14 protein-coding genes are annotated in these 15,793 nt (G+C 38.8%); 8 read left to right on the top strand and 6 right to left on the bottom strand.

Translation table 11 applies throughout. From position 1 onward, the window contains the following. Window positions 1-133 precede the first annotated feature (133 nt). From AC2IP4_RS12420 to AC2IP4_RS12410, 3 genes are read left to right on the top strand one after another with little or no spacing between them, the layout of a single operon-like run. The gene (locus AC2IP4_RS12420) at window positions 134-1,957 is read left to right on the top strand and encodes an assimilatory sulfite reductase (NADPH) flavoprotein subunit (RefSeq protein WP_486310323.1); all 1,824 of its coding nucleotides are present in this window, start codon (window positions 134-136) and stop codon (window positions 1,955-1,957) included. After that, a complete protein-coding gene (cysI, locus tag AC2IP4_RS12415; RefSeq protein WP_486306964.1) occupies window positions 1,957-3,687 on the top strand; it encodes an assimilatory sulfite reductase (NADPH) hemoprotein subunit in 1,731 nt (576 codons plus the stop codon). Before AC2IP4_RS12420 ends, cysI begins: the two co-directional genes overlap by 1 nt. Continuing rightward, a complete protein-coding gene (locus AC2IP4_RS12410; protein ID WP_486310322.1) occupies window positions 3,680-4,441 on the top strand; it encodes a phosphoadenylyl-sulfate reductase in 762 nt (253 codons plus the stop codon). Before cysI ends, AC2IP4_RS12410 begins: the two co-directional genes overlap by 8 nt. Before the next feature lie 77 nt (window positions 4,442-4,518). On the opposite strand, the gene AC2IP4_RS12405 is transcribed toward AC2IP4_RS12410, so the two are convergent. Both AC2IP4_RS12405 and bamJ read right to left on the bottom strand, forming a co-directional pair. After that, on the bottom strand, window positions 4,519-4,983 hold the full coding sequence (locus AC2IP4_RS12405) for a DUF2780 domain-containing protein (protein ID WP_375321684.1): 465 nt from the start codon (window positions 4,981-4,983) through the stop codon (window positions 4,519-4,521). A gap of 122 nt (window positions 4,984-5,105) precedes the next feature. Beyond that, the gene (bamJ, locus tag AC2IP4_RS12400; RefSeq protein ID WP_375321685.1) at window positions 5,106-5,726 is read right to left on the bottom strand and encodes a BamJ family beta-barrel-assembly machinery protein; all 621 of its coding nucleotides are present in this window, start codon (window positions 5,724-5,726) and stop codon (window positions 5,106-5,108) included. A gap of 139 nt (window positions 5,727-5,865) precedes the next feature. Here bamJ and AC2IP4_RS12395 point away from each other — a divergent pair, with 139 nt between their 5' ends. Next, the gene (locus AC2IP4_RS12395) at window positions 5,866-6,528 is read left to right on the top strand and encodes a LysM-like peptidoglycan-binding domain-containing protein (protein WP_375321686.1); all 663 of its coding nucleotides are present in this window, start codon (window positions 5,866-5,868) and stop codon (window positions 6,526-6,528) included. A 21-nt stretch (window positions 6,529-6,549) separates the two neighbouring features. Here the strand turns inward: AC2IP4_RS12395 and AC2IP4_RS12390 are convergent, their stop codons facing one another. From AC2IP4_RS12390 to AC2IP4_RS12375, 4 genes are all read right to left on the bottom strand, one after another. Then, complete coding sequence (locus tag AC2IP4_RS12390; RefSeq protein WP_375322838.1) at window positions 6,550-7,407, bottom strand: DMT family transporter; 858 nt, start codon at window positions 7,405-7,407, stop codon at window positions 6,550-6,552. A gap of 19 nt (window positions 7,408-7,426) precedes the next feature. Further along, window positions 7,427-7,879: a GNAT family N-acetyltransferase gene (locus tag AC2IP4_RS12385; protein WP_105056862.1), complete on the bottom strand. Its 453-nt coding sequence runs from the start codon at window positions 7,877-7,879 to the stop codon at window positions 7,427-7,429. Window positions 7,880-7,944: 65 nt separating this feature from the next. Continuing rightward, window positions 7,945-8,514 carry a Crp/Fnr family transcriptional regulator gene (locus AC2IP4_RS12380; protein ID WP_486306965.1) on the bottom strand — a complete coding sequence of 190 codons (570 nt, stop codon included), beginning with the start codon at window positions 8,512-8,514 and terminating at the stop codon, window positions 7,945-7,947. A 130-nt stretch (window positions 8,515-8,644) separates the two neighbouring features. After that, on the bottom strand, window positions 8,645-10,627 hold the full coding sequence (locus AC2IP4_RS12375) for a bifunctional 2',3'-cyclic-nucleotide 2'-phosphodiesterase/3'-nucleotidase (protein WP_486310321.1): 1,983 nt from the start codon (window positions 10,625-10,627) through the stop codon (window positions 8,645-8,647). Between the two features lie 381 nt (window positions 10,628-11,008). On the opposite strand from AC2IP4_RS12375, the gene cysD reads away from it, so the two are divergent. The 4 genes from cysD to cysC are packed head-to-tail and all read left to right on the top strand — an operon-like array spanning window position 11,009 to window position 15,760. Continuing rightward, window positions 11,009-11,917, top strand: coding sequence for a sulfate adenylyltransferase subunit CysD (gene cysD, locus AC2IP4_RS12370; RefSeq protein ID WP_486310320.1), 909 nt, complete (start codon window positions 11,009-11,011; stop codon window positions 11,915-11,917). A gap of 28 nt (window positions 11,918-11,945) precedes the next feature. After that, the gene (gene cysN, locus AC2IP4_RS12365) at window positions 11,946-13,382 is read left to right on the top strand and encodes a sulfate adenylyltransferase subunit CysN (protein WP_486306968.1); all 1,437 of its coding nucleotides are present in this window, start codon (window positions 11,946-11,948) and stop codon (window positions 13,380-13,382) included. Between the two features lie 21 nt (window positions 13,383-13,403). Continuing rightward, window positions 13,404-15,131, top strand: a complete 1,728-nt coding sequence (locus AC2IP4_RS12360; protein WP_486306969.1) for an SLC13 family permease — start codon at window positions 13,404-13,406, stop codon at window positions 15,129-15,131. A gap of 14 nt (window positions 15,132-15,145) precedes the next feature. After that, a complete protein-coding gene (cysC, locus tag AC2IP4_RS12355; RefSeq protein ID WP_486310319.1) occupies window positions 15,146-15,760 on the top strand; it encodes an adenylyl-sulfate kinase in 615 nt (204 codons plus the stop codon). Window positions 15,761-15,793: the final 33 nt, after the last annotated feature.

Genomic DNA, 15,793 nt, shown 5'->3' with positions numbered 1-15,793 from the left:
TTTATTTTCAGTATAAATTACGTAACGCAAACTTTTCTTTCTTCCAAAAAGTTATAAAACATACCTATCTATTCTTTCTTGTTATAGAAAAGAGTCGCTAATCTAATATGACGCAATGAATAGGGATGTCGTCATGTTATTAAAGGAACTCTCCGCACTCGCTAGCCCACTTAATGACCAACAAATAGGTCAATTACAGCTAGCTGCTTCAGAATTATCTCCACAACAACTTGCTTGGGTAAGTGGTTATTTTTGGGGGGTAAGCCAAACTTCTGGTGCTGCACAACCAATCAACCAAGCCGCACCTGCGGTATCAAATGAACCGGCAGGCAAACTGTCGATTATCTATGCTTCCCAAACAGGAAATGCTAAAGGTGTGGCTGAAGCACTAAAAGAAGAAGCGTCTGCTTCTGGAATTAGTGTTGAGCTGTTTGATGCGAGTGATTATAAAGGTAAAAATCTTGCCAAAGAAACTCACGTTATTATTGTTGCATCGACTAATGGTGAAGGTGAAGCGCCAGATAATGCCATTGAATTGCATGAATTTCTTCAATCTAAAAAAGCACCAAAATTAGATAACTTAAAATACGCAGTGATTGGTTTGGGGGATTCGAGCTACGAGTTCTTCTGCCAAACAGGTAAAGACTTTGATGAGTACTTATCTAAGAAAGGCGCGACGCCATTTATTGAGCGTATTGATCTTGATGTTGATTATGAAGCTCCAGCGGTTGAATGGCGCAAGCAAGCGTTAGAGAAAGTAAAAGAAACCTTATCAACCGGTGATGATGCTAAAAATGGGCAGGTAGTGCAATTACCTGTGGGTCAAGCCGCGCATAGTCAATCTCAATATTCAAAACAAAACCCTTATACGGCAACGTTATTAGCAAGCCAAAAAATAACGGGCCGAGATTCAGGCAAAGATGTTCGTCACATTGAAATTGATTTGGAAGATTCAGGCTTAACTTATCAACCGGGTGACGCACTTGGTGTTTGGTTTGAAAATAGTTCAGAGTTAGCTGCTGCTATCTTAAAACAAGTAAGCCTTACTGGTGAAGAGCAAGTTGATGTGGATGGAGAGTCAATCTCTCTACAAAAAGCGTTAGTTGAGAAATATGAAATTACCTCATCAAACCCACAGCAAGTGGCTAAATTTTCAGAGTTATCAGGCAGTAAAAAACTAGAAAAATTGGCACAAGATAAAGATAAATTACGTCATTATGCAGCTAACACTCAAGTTATTGACCTGCTATCAGAAAAGAAAACCAAATTAACGGCAGACCAATTAGTTGGTTTACTTCGCCGCCTAACACCTCGTTTATATTCTATTGCTTCAAGCCAAACAGAAGTGGATGAAGAAGTTCATCTAACGGTTGCTGTTGTTGAATACCAACAAGGTGATGACACTCGATTTGGTGGTGCTTCTAGTTTCCTATCTCATCGTCTAGAAGAAGGTGATGAAGTAAAAGTATTTATTGAACATAACAATAACTTCAAACTCCCTCAAGATGATAATGCTCCTGTGATCATGATTGGTCCTGGTACGGGTATCGCACCATTCCGCTCATTTGTGCAAGAGCGTGACAACCGTGATGCAAAAGGTAAAAACTGGCTATTCTTTGGTGATAGAACCTTCACACAAGATTTCTTATACCAAGTTGAATGGCAAAAATACCTTAAGTCGGGCGTTGTAAATCAATTGGATGTCGCATTCAGCCGTGATCAACAAGAAAAAGTCTATGTACAGCATCGTATCTTAGAGCATTCAGCACAAGTGTGGCAGTGGCTACAAGATGGCGCTTATATTTACCTGTGTGGTGATGCAACTCGCATGGCAAAAGATGTACATGACGCGTTAATTACCATTGTTGAACAGCAAGGCAAGAAGAACAGAGAAGAAGCAGAACAGTTTGTGAATGATCTGCGTAAGGCGAAACGTTACCAAAGGGATGTGTACTAATGAGCGAACAAATTGCAGTAAAAACAATCTTATCAGGCACTGAACTTGGCCCATTAGCGGATAACGAACGCCTAAAGCGTGAAAGTAAGAATCTTAGAGGCACGATCGTGGAGGATCTTCAAGATCGCATTACGGGCGGTTTTACCAAAGATAACTTCCAGTTGATCCGTTTTCACGGCATGTATCAACAAGATGATAGAGATATTCGAGCTGAGCGTGCGAAACAGAAATTAGAACCTCTGCATAACGTAATGCTTCGTGCGCGTATGCCTGGTGGAATCATTACACCAAAGCAGTGGTTGGCGATTGATAAGTTTGCAGAAGAAAATACCTCTTATGGCAGTTTACGTTTAACCACTCGTCAAACGTTTCAATTTCACGGTGTTCTAAAACCAAACATTAAATTAATGCATCAAACGCTTAATAGTATCGGTATTGATTCGATTGCCACAGCAGGTGATGTAAATCGAAATGTGCTGTGTACGACTAACCCTGTTGAATCTGAATTACATCAAGAAGCGTACGAGTGGGCGAAAAAAATCAGTGAACACTTGCTACCAAAAACGCGTGCTTATGCTGAGATTTGGTTGGATGGTGAAAAATTAGAAACGACTGATGAAGAGCCAATTTTAGGCAGTAACTATCTTCCTCGTAAATTTAAAACAACGGTTGTGATCCCACCGCAAAATGATGTCGATGTGCATGCAAATGATCTCAACTTCATTGCCATTGCTGATAATGGAAAGTTGATTGGTTTTAATGTTCTTGTGGGTGGTGGCCTTGCAATGACCCATGGCGACACTGCAACTTACCCACGTAAAGCAGATGATTTTGGTTTTATACCATTAGAGAAAACATTAGAGGTAGCTGCAGCAGTTGTGACAACTCAGCGTGATTGGGGTAACCGTTCAAATCGTAAAAATGCAAAAACAAAATATACGTTAGATCGTGTAGGTGTTGATGTATTTAAAGCGGAAGTTGAAAAACGTGCAGGTATTCAATTTGAAGCAAGCCGCCCTTATGAGCTTACGGAACGTGGTGATCGAATTGGTTGGGTTGAAGGCATTGATGGTAAGCATCATTTAGCATTATTTATTGAGAATGGTCGTTTATTAGATTATCCGGGAAAACCACTAAAAACAGGAGTTGCTGAAATAGCTAAGATCCACCAAGGCGATTTTAGAATGACTGCCAACCAGAATTTAATTGTTGCAGGTGTACCTGCGGAGCAAAAAGATCAGATAGAGCAAATTGCTCGTGAGCATGGCTTAATTGATGATGGGCATTCAGAGCAGCGTAAAAACTCAATGGCGTGTGTGGCGTTTCCTACTTGTCCATTAGCGATGGCTGAGGCTGAACGTTTCTTGCCTGAATTTGTTACTGAGATTGAAGGTGTGCTGAAAAAGCATAACTTGCCAGAAGAAGACAATATTATTTTCCGTGTCACGGGATGTCCAAATGGTTGTGGCCGTGCAATGCTTGCTGAAATAGGTTTAGTAGGTAAAGCGCCTGGTCGTTATAACTTCCATTTAGGTGGTAATCGTAGTGGTACTCGTGTCCCTAAAATGTATAAAGAAAACATTACAGATCGTCAGATTTTATCTGAGATAGATGAACTTGTTGGTCGTTGGGCAACTGAGCGTAAAGGTAATGAAGGCTTTGGTGATTTTACCATTAGAGCTGGAATCGTAGATGAAGTGAAAGTATCAAAAAGGGACTTTTATGCCTAAATTGCAACTGTCAGAGCTGCTGTCATTAAATAAAGTTGAGCAAATTTTACGTTTAGCTGAAATTAATACCGAGCTTGAAAAACTAACGGCTCAAGAGCGAGTTTCTTGGGCTTTAGATAACTTAGAGGGTAAGCCTGCGGTTTCTTCAAGCTTTGGGATTCAGGCTGCGGTTATGTTGCAATTAGTTACGGAGATTAAGTCTGATACTCCGGTAATTTTAACCGATACGGGTTACCTTTTTCCTGAAACGTATCAATTTATAGATGAGTTAACAAAACGGCTGAGTTTAAATTTACAGATATTTTCTGCTGATGAAAGCCCTATGTGGCAAGAAGCTCGTTACGGTAAATTATGGGAACAAGGCGTTGAGGGGCTAAAACAATATAATCGCTTAAATAAAGTTCAGCCAATGAGAAGAGCATTAGATCAACTAGAAGTGAGTATTTGGTTTTCTGGTCTACGACGCGATCAATCTTCTTCTCGTTCGCATTTACCGATTTTAAGTATTCAAAATGGAGTATTTAAGTTTTTACCTGTGATCGACTGGAGTAATAAAGACGTACATTATTATCTAGAAGAGAAAGAATTGCCTTATCATCCATTGAGAGAGGAGGGGTATTTATCTGTCGGTGATACACATACCACTCAAAAATGGGCTCCAGGAATGAAAGAGGAAGATACTCGATTTTTTGGGTTAAAACGTGAATGTGGTTTACATGAAGATGATGCAGAAGCTGAAGGTTCTGGTATTTAATTCTAATAGTACTACAATTAATAAATAAAAAGACAGCGAGTAAAATCGCTGTCTTTTTTATTTACGGTAAAAAATGATTATTTCCACAATGAGGTTAACGAATCTAGTAGACCTGAGCTTGCATCTTGAGATGTTAAGTATTGCGTAATTAAAGGTGTGAATTGTGAGATAAGGGCAGGGTCTAGACCTAGAGCAGAAAATGCAGTTTTAACACTGTCCATGTTTGAAATCATGCTGCCCAATCCACCAGGGATTGCTCCAGTTAGAGATTCAAGGCCAGGAACCATGCTATTAAGCTCAGAGCTTTCAGAGCTTGATAATCCATTACCAGCCATTGCGAGTAACGCGCCTGCACCACCCGCGGCTTGATCGGCTGAGATACCTAAGTTTTCTGTTAGCATCCCCACTAATGGATTTGAAGCCGTAGCTTCTTCTTTTTTCACATCATCATCTCCACCAAAAAGGCTAGATAAAAAAGCGTTAGCAGGTGCAGCAGCTGTTAATGATAGTGCGAGTGTAGATAAAATAAGTATTTTTTTCATTGTCATTTCCTTTTAACATTATTGTTTTGTTTTTATAACATACCATTAGAGTATGACAGAAAAAAAAGCGATGCCCATAGGCATCGCTTTCTTATTTTATTTTTAATCTTTTTTGAGAAAGATTAAACGATTTCTAGTAGTTCAACTTCAAATACTAGAGCAGCATATGGAGGGATTGCAGCGCCAGCGCCACGCTCACCGTATGCTAGGTTTTGTGGAATAGCTAGTTTCCACTTAGAACCTACAGGCATTAGTTGAAGAGCTTCAACCCAACCAGCAATAACGCCAGTTACTGGGAATTCAGCAGGTTGACCACGCTCAACAGAGCTGTCAAATACTGTACCGTCAGTTAGCATACCGTGGTAATGAACACGTACTGTTTTATCAGAAGTTGGAATCTCACCAGTACCTGCAGTTAGTACTTCATATTGAAGACCTGATTCAAGTACAGTTACTTCTGAACGAAGAGCGTTATCAGCTAGGAAAGCTTCGCCATCAGCAGCTGCTGCTTTAGATGCTTCAGCACGAGCTTCTTCAGCACGCATGTGAAGTGCTTGAAGCGCTTCGTTGATAGCGTCAACTTCAATTTCTGGCATGTCGCCAGTTAGTGAAGTTGCGATGCCTTTAGCGATAGCTGCAACGTTTAGGCCTTCAAGACCAGATTGTACAAGTTGTTGGCCCATTTGAAGACCAATACCGTAGCTTGCTCTTTGCTCTACTGTTTCTAATTTAACTTCAGACATGCTGTCTCTCTTTCTTTATATGTTATAAACGAAAGAGTAAAGGATACAGAGATCTAAGCTTAAGGTAAACTTTTGTACTTCTTTGTACTCTGATATTAGAATAAAACGTGAGCTCACCAGTTTCGCATGAGGCGATGGCATGAATAAAAAAAAGAAAATGAACATAAAGCGTCCAGATTTTGCAGAACAGTTTACTGTGTTTAAGAAAAAATGCGTCCCTTTGATTGAGAGAGTATCACCTTACTGGTTACGTCTACCTGCATTTCATAGAAAAGCATTACGAATCTTAGTACCTGTTACTTGTGTTTTGTTCTTATTACCAAGAGGTGCGAAAGAAGAGGGGGAAAGTATTCAGTCTACAGTGGTCCCTGCACCTGAAATGGAAAGACAAAGCATTAGCTTGGACTTAGAAGGATTAAGCGAGCAAGAAACCGAGCTTAGAAATGCGCCTTCATCTTATGAAATTGAGCAAGAAAAAAGGGAAGTGAGGTCGATAGAAAAAACAGCAGATACATCAATATCACAACCAGAACAAAACGCTGAAAAATGGCATGATTACAAAATTCAAGAAGGTGACACACTATACCAAGTGTTTAGGAAAAATAATTTATCACTGACTGAATTAAATAAAGTTGTCAAAATTGAAGGCGCTGATAAGCCATTAAGTAATGTTAAAAAAGGCCAGCTTTTTCGTTTTAAATTAAATACAAAAGGCGAATTAGATATTGTTCAGATTGAGCGTCAAGGTGAAGCTATTATGTTCTTTAGAATGTCTGATGGAAACTTTGGGCGCAGTAAATAGTCTTTCATCAACGCCCTTCGATTAAAGCTCTCTTTTTCCTTTTATGCGCTTAAGCCATCTTTTGGGCATAAGAGGAAAAATAATTAGTCCGATTCCAATTAGAGTTAAACTGTCTGGAACTTCATCAAACCAAATTATTCCAAATAAAACTACAAATATAAGTCCTGAATATTCTGCTAAAGAAACCTGAGTTGCTGGTGCTTTTTTATATGCCATGGTTGCTAGGCCGTTATAGCTAATAATAAAAGCGGCGCTTAATGCAATCCAAAGTACTTCTTTATAATTTAAGGGCTCCCAATAAAACCAAGCTAGACTTCCAGAGACGGGTAGAGATAAACAGGTTGTCCAAAACAATGTAGTAATAACGGATTGGTCATTGGGAATTTTTCTAACTAACAGATTGTACAGTGCTAATGTTGTTGCGGTTCCCAGAGCAAAAATAGCCGCCCAATGAAACTGAGAAGGGCGAAGAATAATTAGAACACCAATAAATCCAATAACCGTTTGCAACACCTTTTTTGTTGATGGCCTTTCATTAAGCAATAGTATTGAAAGAGGGATCATTAATAGTGGCGCTGTGTAAAAAACAGCATTGGCTGTAGCAAGTGTTAAATAGGTGATTGATACCACCATACAGCAACTGCCAATTAAAAGAATATGAGCTCTTAAAACAGTTATTTTGGGATTGCTCAAACTCCTTAGTCTTGATGGTTGGCGTATCCAAAATGGAAAAAGAAGAGCGATAGAGACTAACTGGCGTAGGAAAATATATTGAAAAGGTGAGACTCCACCATCAAGAACTTTTACCGCCACATCAGATAGCGATGCCAGGAAATTTCCTAATATAAGTAAGGTAATAGCAAGATTGACTGGTGTAATCGTAGGCTTCATTATTGTATTACTTCGTCAATCGCATATCGACATGAGGAATATCATCTTCAAGATACATATCAGAGATCACGTTAAACCCATGTTTTTGATAAAAGTGAGTTAAATGTTCTTGAGCTCCAATATCAATAGTTTTACCCGGCCATAATTCTTCACAACTAAGTAAAGCTTGAGACAGAAGGTCGTGCCCTAGGCCATTACCTCTTGCTGTTTCTTTTGTTGCGACACGACCAATACTTACGTTGTTATAACTGACGCCACTTGGTAATAATCGAGCACAGGCCACTATTTCATTATTTTTAGTACCAATTAAATGATAAACCCCATCATGACAGTCTTTACCATCTAATTCAGGGTATGGGCAGGTTTGTTCTACGACAAAAACATCGACTCTCAAACGAAGTAGTTCATATAATTGAGCGGTAGTTAAGTGGTTAAATTTAATTTTTTTCCAATGAATCATAGACGTTATCTCGATGAAGAAAGAAGATCATAAAGATACCGATTTCAGAATGTTTAGGCATTAACTTATGTTAACTTTTTAATTCTATTTTTAATTCGACTTAAACTGATGTGGGTGATGCCAAGATAAGCAGCTACTTGATAGTCACTTAACTGTGCTCGAAGGTTAGGGTAATTGTTACAGAAAATCTCATAACGCGATTGAGGTGAGTTAAGTAACATAAAACGTTCTTTTCTTTCTTTATATACTAATTGAGTTTCTAGTAGTTTGATGTAAAGAAGGTTAGCGTTTTTTCGCCATTGATTTAGTAGTGTGATAGGCAATGCTATTAATGTGGTTGGAGTAATTGTCTCAAGAGTATAGGGGGATGGGATTTGATCTAATAATTCTTCAAATCCAACCACCCAATCGCCTTTCCAATAAAACTCTTTACTAAACTGCTTACCTTGTTCTGTGAGGTAGCAAGAGTGACAAAATCCATCTATAAGAAAATAAAACTTACTAGTAGTACTATTTTGGTTAATGAGTATGGATTTAGCTGGAAGAACTTTTAGCTCACTTAATTTAATTAATTGAGTAACTTCTTGAGAAGTAAATCCGTAAGATTCAAGTTGAGCTGTAAAAAGATCATTCATAGTTAAGTACTTTTAGTGTATTTTTTATTAGAAGACATTTCTTTTTGTTAAGGCAAACTTTAGTATACAGATAAAAAATAGCACGATGAAATCACCATGCTATTTGTGTTGTAGAAAATTTAGATTCTATTTATTTTGCTAAATCAATTTGGTATACCGCAAAACCAACATCATCAGTTGCGACTTTTTTCATTGGGTATTGACCCTTATTTTTAATGAATTGAGCTGCTTTTTCTGTTGGTGATGTTTCAAAGCGGATGTCCAGTTTTTCTCCACCTTCAATTGGAGCAAAAGACCAGTTGTTATCTGCTGATGGCTTAACTTGTCCCTCTTCTTTGCTTACTCGTGTTATGTAGTTAGAAAGAACGGTACGGTTTTCATCTGGCGAATCAAACGCGATAAAATCAGTGCCAGTACCTGGGAACTTATTGCTGTAAGCTCGGTAGTTATTAGTTGCGATAAGGAAATCTTGTTTCGCATTAATCGGTTTGCCTTGATAAGTTAAACCGACAATACGTTCAGAATCTTCGTTAATTACGTTACAGTCGCCATCATATTTTGCTGGTTGAGTAATATCAATTTGATAGTTAACGCCATCAATGACATCAAAGTTATAAGTACGGAAGCCATCCCAATTAATTAACTGTTGAGGTGCTGTACTATTGGTGTCGATTTGTTGGAATTGACCAGCAGAACACTCAAGCCATTCTTTCACTTCTTTACCTGTTACCTTCATCGCAACTAGCGTATTAGGATATAGGTATAAATCAGCCGCATTACGGAACGTTAATTGGCCCGATTCAACTTCGGTGAAGTTTGTTGGGTCATTTCCACGACCGCCTGCTTTAAATGGAGCAGCAGCAGAAAGTACAGGCATGCCATCTAGATCAGGATCACCTTGGATGAAACGTTCTACGTAATCGTTTTGCGCTAGGTTCACGATTTGAACAGTAGGGTCATCTTGCACTAATGCTAAGAAGCTATACATAACATCGTCAGCTTTACCAATCGGTTGGTTAACAAAATCACGAGTGCCTTTATGATCTGCTTTTAATGCGTTTACAATCCCTTTATCTGCAGCAGCTAATGATTTGTTATTTTCTTTATCAAAGATAGGGCGAGCTTCCGACTCTCCGTTAACAACCGACCATTTACCATCTTTCTGTTTAAGTGTTAAATCCATCACACCGACGTGGCTACCCCAACGTCCCGGCATTACTGCTGCTACGCCATTCATCGTACCGTTTTCATTATCGATACCTTGTAGGTTGTCAAACCCTTTACCAGGGAAAACTGCATGAGAGTGACCAAAAGCAATGGCATCAATACCATCTACTTCTGAAAGGAAGTAAGTAGAGTTTTCTTCACCTTGTTTGTATGGGTCTGTTGAGACACCAGAATGAGGAATAGCAACGATTACGTCTGCACCTTCTTTCTTCATTTGTGGGATCAGTTCTTCCGCTGTTTCTTTGATATCACGAGCGAATACTTTTCCTTCAAGGTTTTTCTTATCCCACACCATAATTTGTGGCGGGACAAAACCGATATAACCAACCTTAATTTCATGCTCTACACCCGCAGTGTCTTTAAACACGTGAGTTTTAATTACATAAGGCTTGAAATAATGTTCTTTTGTTTTTGCGTCATAAACATTAGCGCTGATATAAGGGAAATCGGCGTCATTGATAGATTCCGCTAAGAAATCTAAACCGTAATTGAATTCATGGTTACCGATGTTGCCCGCATCGTAATCTAATTGGTTCATTGCTTTGTAAGCAGGGTGAACTTCACCAGCTTCCAAGCCCTTATCTGCCATATAGTCACCCATTGGACTACCCTGCAGTAAATCACCGTTATCAACAAGAACACTGTTTATCACTTCGCCGCGAGCTTCTTTTACTAGTGTCGCTGTACGTGCTAAACCAATTTTTTGAGAGGGTTTATCTTTGTAGTAATCGTAATCCATTAGATTGGTATGGATATCTGTTGTTTCTACAACACGCAATTTAATCACTTCGTTTGTATCTACTGGTGACGGTGTGCAGCCAGAAATTGTGAGTAAGCCTAAGCCAGCTAATACAGCAAGTGAAACAGGTTTAGCAGAGAGTTTCATGGTGTTCTCCAAGGGTGATAATCATAAAAGCGCAAATAAGATAACAGATTGATAATGTTATAAATGTAATCGATCTCTCAATGTGTGCTGCTGATCTCGTTCCCGTGTGCTTTACGGTAACTAGATCACAGCTTAACTATAAATTCATCTTCTGCTTTTAATTTACGATTTTTTAAATGAAACCTTTTTATTCGCAATCGTTAGCATTAAATCGAATAAAAAATGAAATTTTCGAATTTCAGGTAATAAAGTAACCCGTCTATAGTGCTTCTATTGGAATGAAAAATAGCCACCTAATGGAAAAGAGAATTGATGCAACCAAGACACAATCAATTTCGATAATAGGTGCCATTACCAAATTTAGCCTAAAGGACAAAACACATGTACGCACAAAGACTAACTCACCTACAACAACTAGAAGCCGAAAGTATTCACATTATTCGTGAAGTGGCTGCTGAGTTTGATAATCCAGTCATGATGTATTCGATTGGTAAAGATTCTTCAGTAATGTTGCATCTTGCTCGTAAAGCTTTCTATCCAGGAAAAATTCCATTCCCACTTCTTCATGTTGATACGGATTGGAAATTTAAAGAGATGATTGAGTTTCGCGAGAAGACCGCACAAAAGTATGGTTTTGATCTATTAGTACACAAAAACCCTGAAGGCATGGAAATGGGAATTAACCCATTTGTTCATGGGTCATCAAAGCATACCGACATCATGAAAACTCAAGGGCTAAAACAAGCGCTTAATAAATACGGCTTTGATGCTGCATTTGGTGGGGCTCGTCGTGATGAAGAAAAGTCTCGAGCAAAAGAACGTGTATATTCTTTCCGAGATAAAAATCATACGTGGGATCCGAAAAATCAACGTCCAGAATTATGGAATACTTATAACGGCCAAGTGAATAAAGGGGAGAGTATTCGAGTATTCCCATTATCAAATTGGACTGAGCTTGATATCTGGCAATATATCTACTTAGAGAACATTGAAATCGTTCCACTTTATTTATCTGAAAAACGCCCAGTTGTTGAGCGTGATGGCATGTTGATCATGGTAGATGATGAGCGTTTAGAGTTAGAGGAGGGTGAAGAGATTCAACATAAAGATATTCGCTTTAGAACCTTAGGTTGTTACCCATTGACAGGAGCTGTGGAATCTACCGCTAATACCTTGCCTGAAATTATTGAAGAGATGCTAGTCGCGACCTCTAGTGAGCGTCAAGGACGGGCGATAGATCATGATTCATCGGGGTCGATGGAGCTGAAAAAACGTCAGGGTTACTTTTAATATCAGGCATCTAAGGAAGGGTTAAATTATGAATAGTGCAGTAGAGCAACAACTGGAAGAGCTTGGTATTGAAGCTTATTTGAAAGAACATCAATACAAATCATTACTTCGATTTTTAACGTGTGGTTCGGTAGATGATGGTAAAAGTACCCTCATAGGCCGATTGCTACATGATTCAAAGCAAATTTATGCAGATCAACTCGATGCGGTTCATGCCGATAGTCAGCGAGTGGGGACAACGGGCGATCGCCCTGATTTAGCTTTGTTGGTTGATGGCTTACAAGCTGAGCGTGAACAAGGGATCACGATTGATGTTGCTTATCGTTATTTCTCAACTCAAAAGCGTAAGTTTATTATTGCTGATACTCCGGGACATGAGCAGTACACTCGTAATATGGCAACAGGAGCATCAACTTGTAATGTTGCTGTTATTTTGATTGATGCACGTAAAGGTGTGCTTGATCAAACTCGTCGTCATTCTTATATCGCGAATCTTTTAGGTATCCGTCATTTTGTTGTAGCGGTAAATAAAATGGATTTAGTTGATTATTCTGAATCTCGTTTTGAAGAGATTAAAGAAGAATACTTAATGTTTTCGAAAAAGCTGAATAACCCTAATCTAGAAATTTCTATTTTACCGTTATCTGCATTAGAAGGTGATAACGTTGTTAACCCTAGCGAAGCCTTAGCTTGGTATCAAGGCGCTCCGTTATTAGAGGTTCTTGAGAATATTGATATTGATGCTGATCGAGGTAATGGCGAATTTAGATTCCCAGTGCAGTATGTGAATCGTCCTAATTTAGACTTTCGTGGTTTTGCTGGCACCGTTTCTTCTGGAGGGATTGCTGTTGGGGACGAGATCGTTGCTTTGCCGTCGGAAAAAAAATCAAAAGTAGCTCGTATCGTAACGTTTGATGGTGACTTACCTTCGGCACAAGCTGGCCAAGCAGTGACATTAACGTTGGAAGATGAAATTGATATTAGCCGTGGTGACTTGTTAGTTAAATCGAATACAAATCTACAGGCGACAGATCAATTTAAAGCTGAAATTGTATGGATGACAGAAAAAGGTTTACAACCTGGTCGTCAATACGATATCAAAATTGCGGGTAAGAAAACGGTAGGTCAAATTGATGCCATTCATCACCAAGTGAACATTAATAGCTTAGATACGTTTGATGCCACAGAGCTACCATTAAATGGTATTGGCTTATGTGATGTATCACTAACTGAGACGGTAAGTTTAGATCGCTACCAAGATTGTGCAGATACTGGTGGTTTCATTTTTATTGATCGCTTAACGAATGTAACGGTAGGGGCTGGGATGATCCAAAACCTTTCTGAACTGAGTGATGTGAAACCTATTAATGATAATGTCAGTGCGTTTGAGGTGGAGTTAAATGCGTTAATTCGTAAACATTTCCCTCATTGGGGAGCACAAGATATTTCTAAGCTGTTAAGTTAATCGCTTAAAAAGGAATATTTTATGGCATGGGAGCAAGGATTCGTTCTAGCATTGTTGGCATTTATTATCGTTAGTTTATTAGCGAGTAAATTAAAACCTAGTGTGATTTTTGCGGGCTCGGCGTTTATTGCTTTTATGGTAGGGATGCTTGATTTACCTAGCTTGGCAAAAAACTTTACTAATTCGTCATTATTGACATTAGTGCTATTGATCCTGAGTTCTTGTGCTTTAGAAAAAACACGTCTTATCAGTTGGGTAGGGCGTTATATTTCAGAAGGAAGGCTAGGGAGTGTGGTAGGCAAATTAGGTCTATCGACGGCTGTCCTTTCTTCTTTCACTAATAATACCGCGGTAGTGGTTTCTTTAATTGGTGCAATAAAACGTAATCAACGTCATGCACCATCCCGTCTTCTTATTCCTCTTTCTTATGCTGCTATTTTAGGTGGAACACTGACCCTAATTGGCACATCAACCAACCTTATTATTAATAGTTTTGTTGAAGATGCTGGCTTACCAAGTTTGAGTTTCTTTGCTCCAACCGCAATTGGACTGGCGGTATTGTTTGGTGGGTTATTAATTTTAATTCCATTGAGTTATTTATTACCGGCATACGATGAAGGTAGTAATGATGAATTACCTTATTTTTTAGAGGCGAGGGTTGAAGGTGGTTCTTCATTGGTTGGTAAATCGATTGCAGAAAATAATTTGAGAGCCTTACGAAAACTATTTTTAGCTGAAGTGATAAGAGAAGGAAAAACCATTGCATCAGTTGATCCTGAAATGGTGCTGCTTGCAGGAGACCGACTGCTTTTTTGTGGTGATATTGAAAGCGTTACTACGTTGCAAGAAATAAATGGGTTAACACTTTTTGGTCAACATCATTTAAATGGGCAAAATTTAATTGAAGTCGTGGTAAGCCAGTCAGCTTCTATTCGCGGGAAGAGCATTAAATCGTCACAATTTAGAGATCGGTTTGATGCAGTAGTCGTAGCTATTCGACGTGGGCACGAACGCCTTGAAGGTGGCTTGGGGAAAATTGAATTGCAAGCTGGCGATACGTTAGTCTTAGTGCCAGGTAAAAATTTTGAACAAAGTAAACAGCAGCTTAAGCGAGAGTTTGTCATTATCAGTGATTTAGATTCAGCAGCAAAACTAGATGGAGATAAAAGCGCTTTAGTTTTATTAGGGTTTGCAGGAGTTGTTGCCGCTGAGTTGTTAGATATATTTCCAATTATTAAGGGGTTGTCTGTTTATTTGTTGGCTCTTTTGGCGTTAGGGGTGATTAATGTTGGTGAGTTACGTCGTCGATTTCCCATTGATATCGTTGTCATTGTTGGCGCCGCATTATCAATCGCTCAATTGATGTTGTCATCAGGGTTGTCAGTTCAGCTTGGCGATATGTTTATCACATTGTTTAATGGATGGGGAGTGATGGGGGCGTTAATTGCTGTCTATTTGATTACTCTCGTATTAACGGAATTAATTACCAATAATGCAGCAGCGGCTCTCGCTTTTCCTATTGGCTATAGTATGGCGCTTGGCTATGGCGTTGATCCTATGCCATTTATTATGGCGGTTCTTTTTGGAGCCAGTGCGAGTTTTATTTCTCCCTATGGTTATCAAACTAATTTATTAGTATTTAGTGTGGGTAACTACACGCTACTTGATTACGTAAAAGTGGGATTGCCTATGTCGATTATTTATTCGATATTGGTATTGACGCTAATCCCTTATTTTTTCCCATTTTAATTCAAGGACGAAACATGACAGTTAAAGACGTTGTTAAAAATGAAAATATAGTTTGGCATCAACATCTAGTAACGAAAGAAACTCGTTCGATACTAAAGAAACAAAAACCTGCAGTGCTATGGTTTACTGGGTTGTCTGGAGCAGGAAAGTCAACCATTGCTGGTGCATTAGAAATTAAACTTGCTGAGCTTGGCTATCATACTTATTTGTTGGATGGTGATAATGTTCGCCATGGTTTATGTCAGGATCTAGGCTTTTCGGATCATGATAGGCAAGAAAATATTCGACGTATTGGTGAGCTAGCAAAACTAATGGCAGATGCGGGTCTAATTGTATTAAGTGCATTCATCTCACCTCATAGAGCTGAAAGAGAAATGGTGAGAAATTTATTACCTAATAGTGAGTTCTTAGAAGTATTTGTAAACACATCATTGAGCGAGTGCGAAAAAAGAGATCCGAAAGGGTTATATAAGAAAGCAAGAGCGGGAGAGATAAAGCATTTCACAGGTATTGATTCAGAATACCAACAACCGCTCAATCCTGAGATTGATTTACCAGCTGGTAGTCAGTCAATTGATGCGCTTGTTGAACAATGCCTAAATGAATTAAGAGTTCGAGAGATTATTTAACTTTAAAATGAATAATATTTAAGCGCCCAAATC

The sequence above is a fragment of the Aliivibrio thorii genome (assembly GCF_057368585.1).
This window is presented reverse-complemented; position numbering and strand designations above follow the sequence as displayed.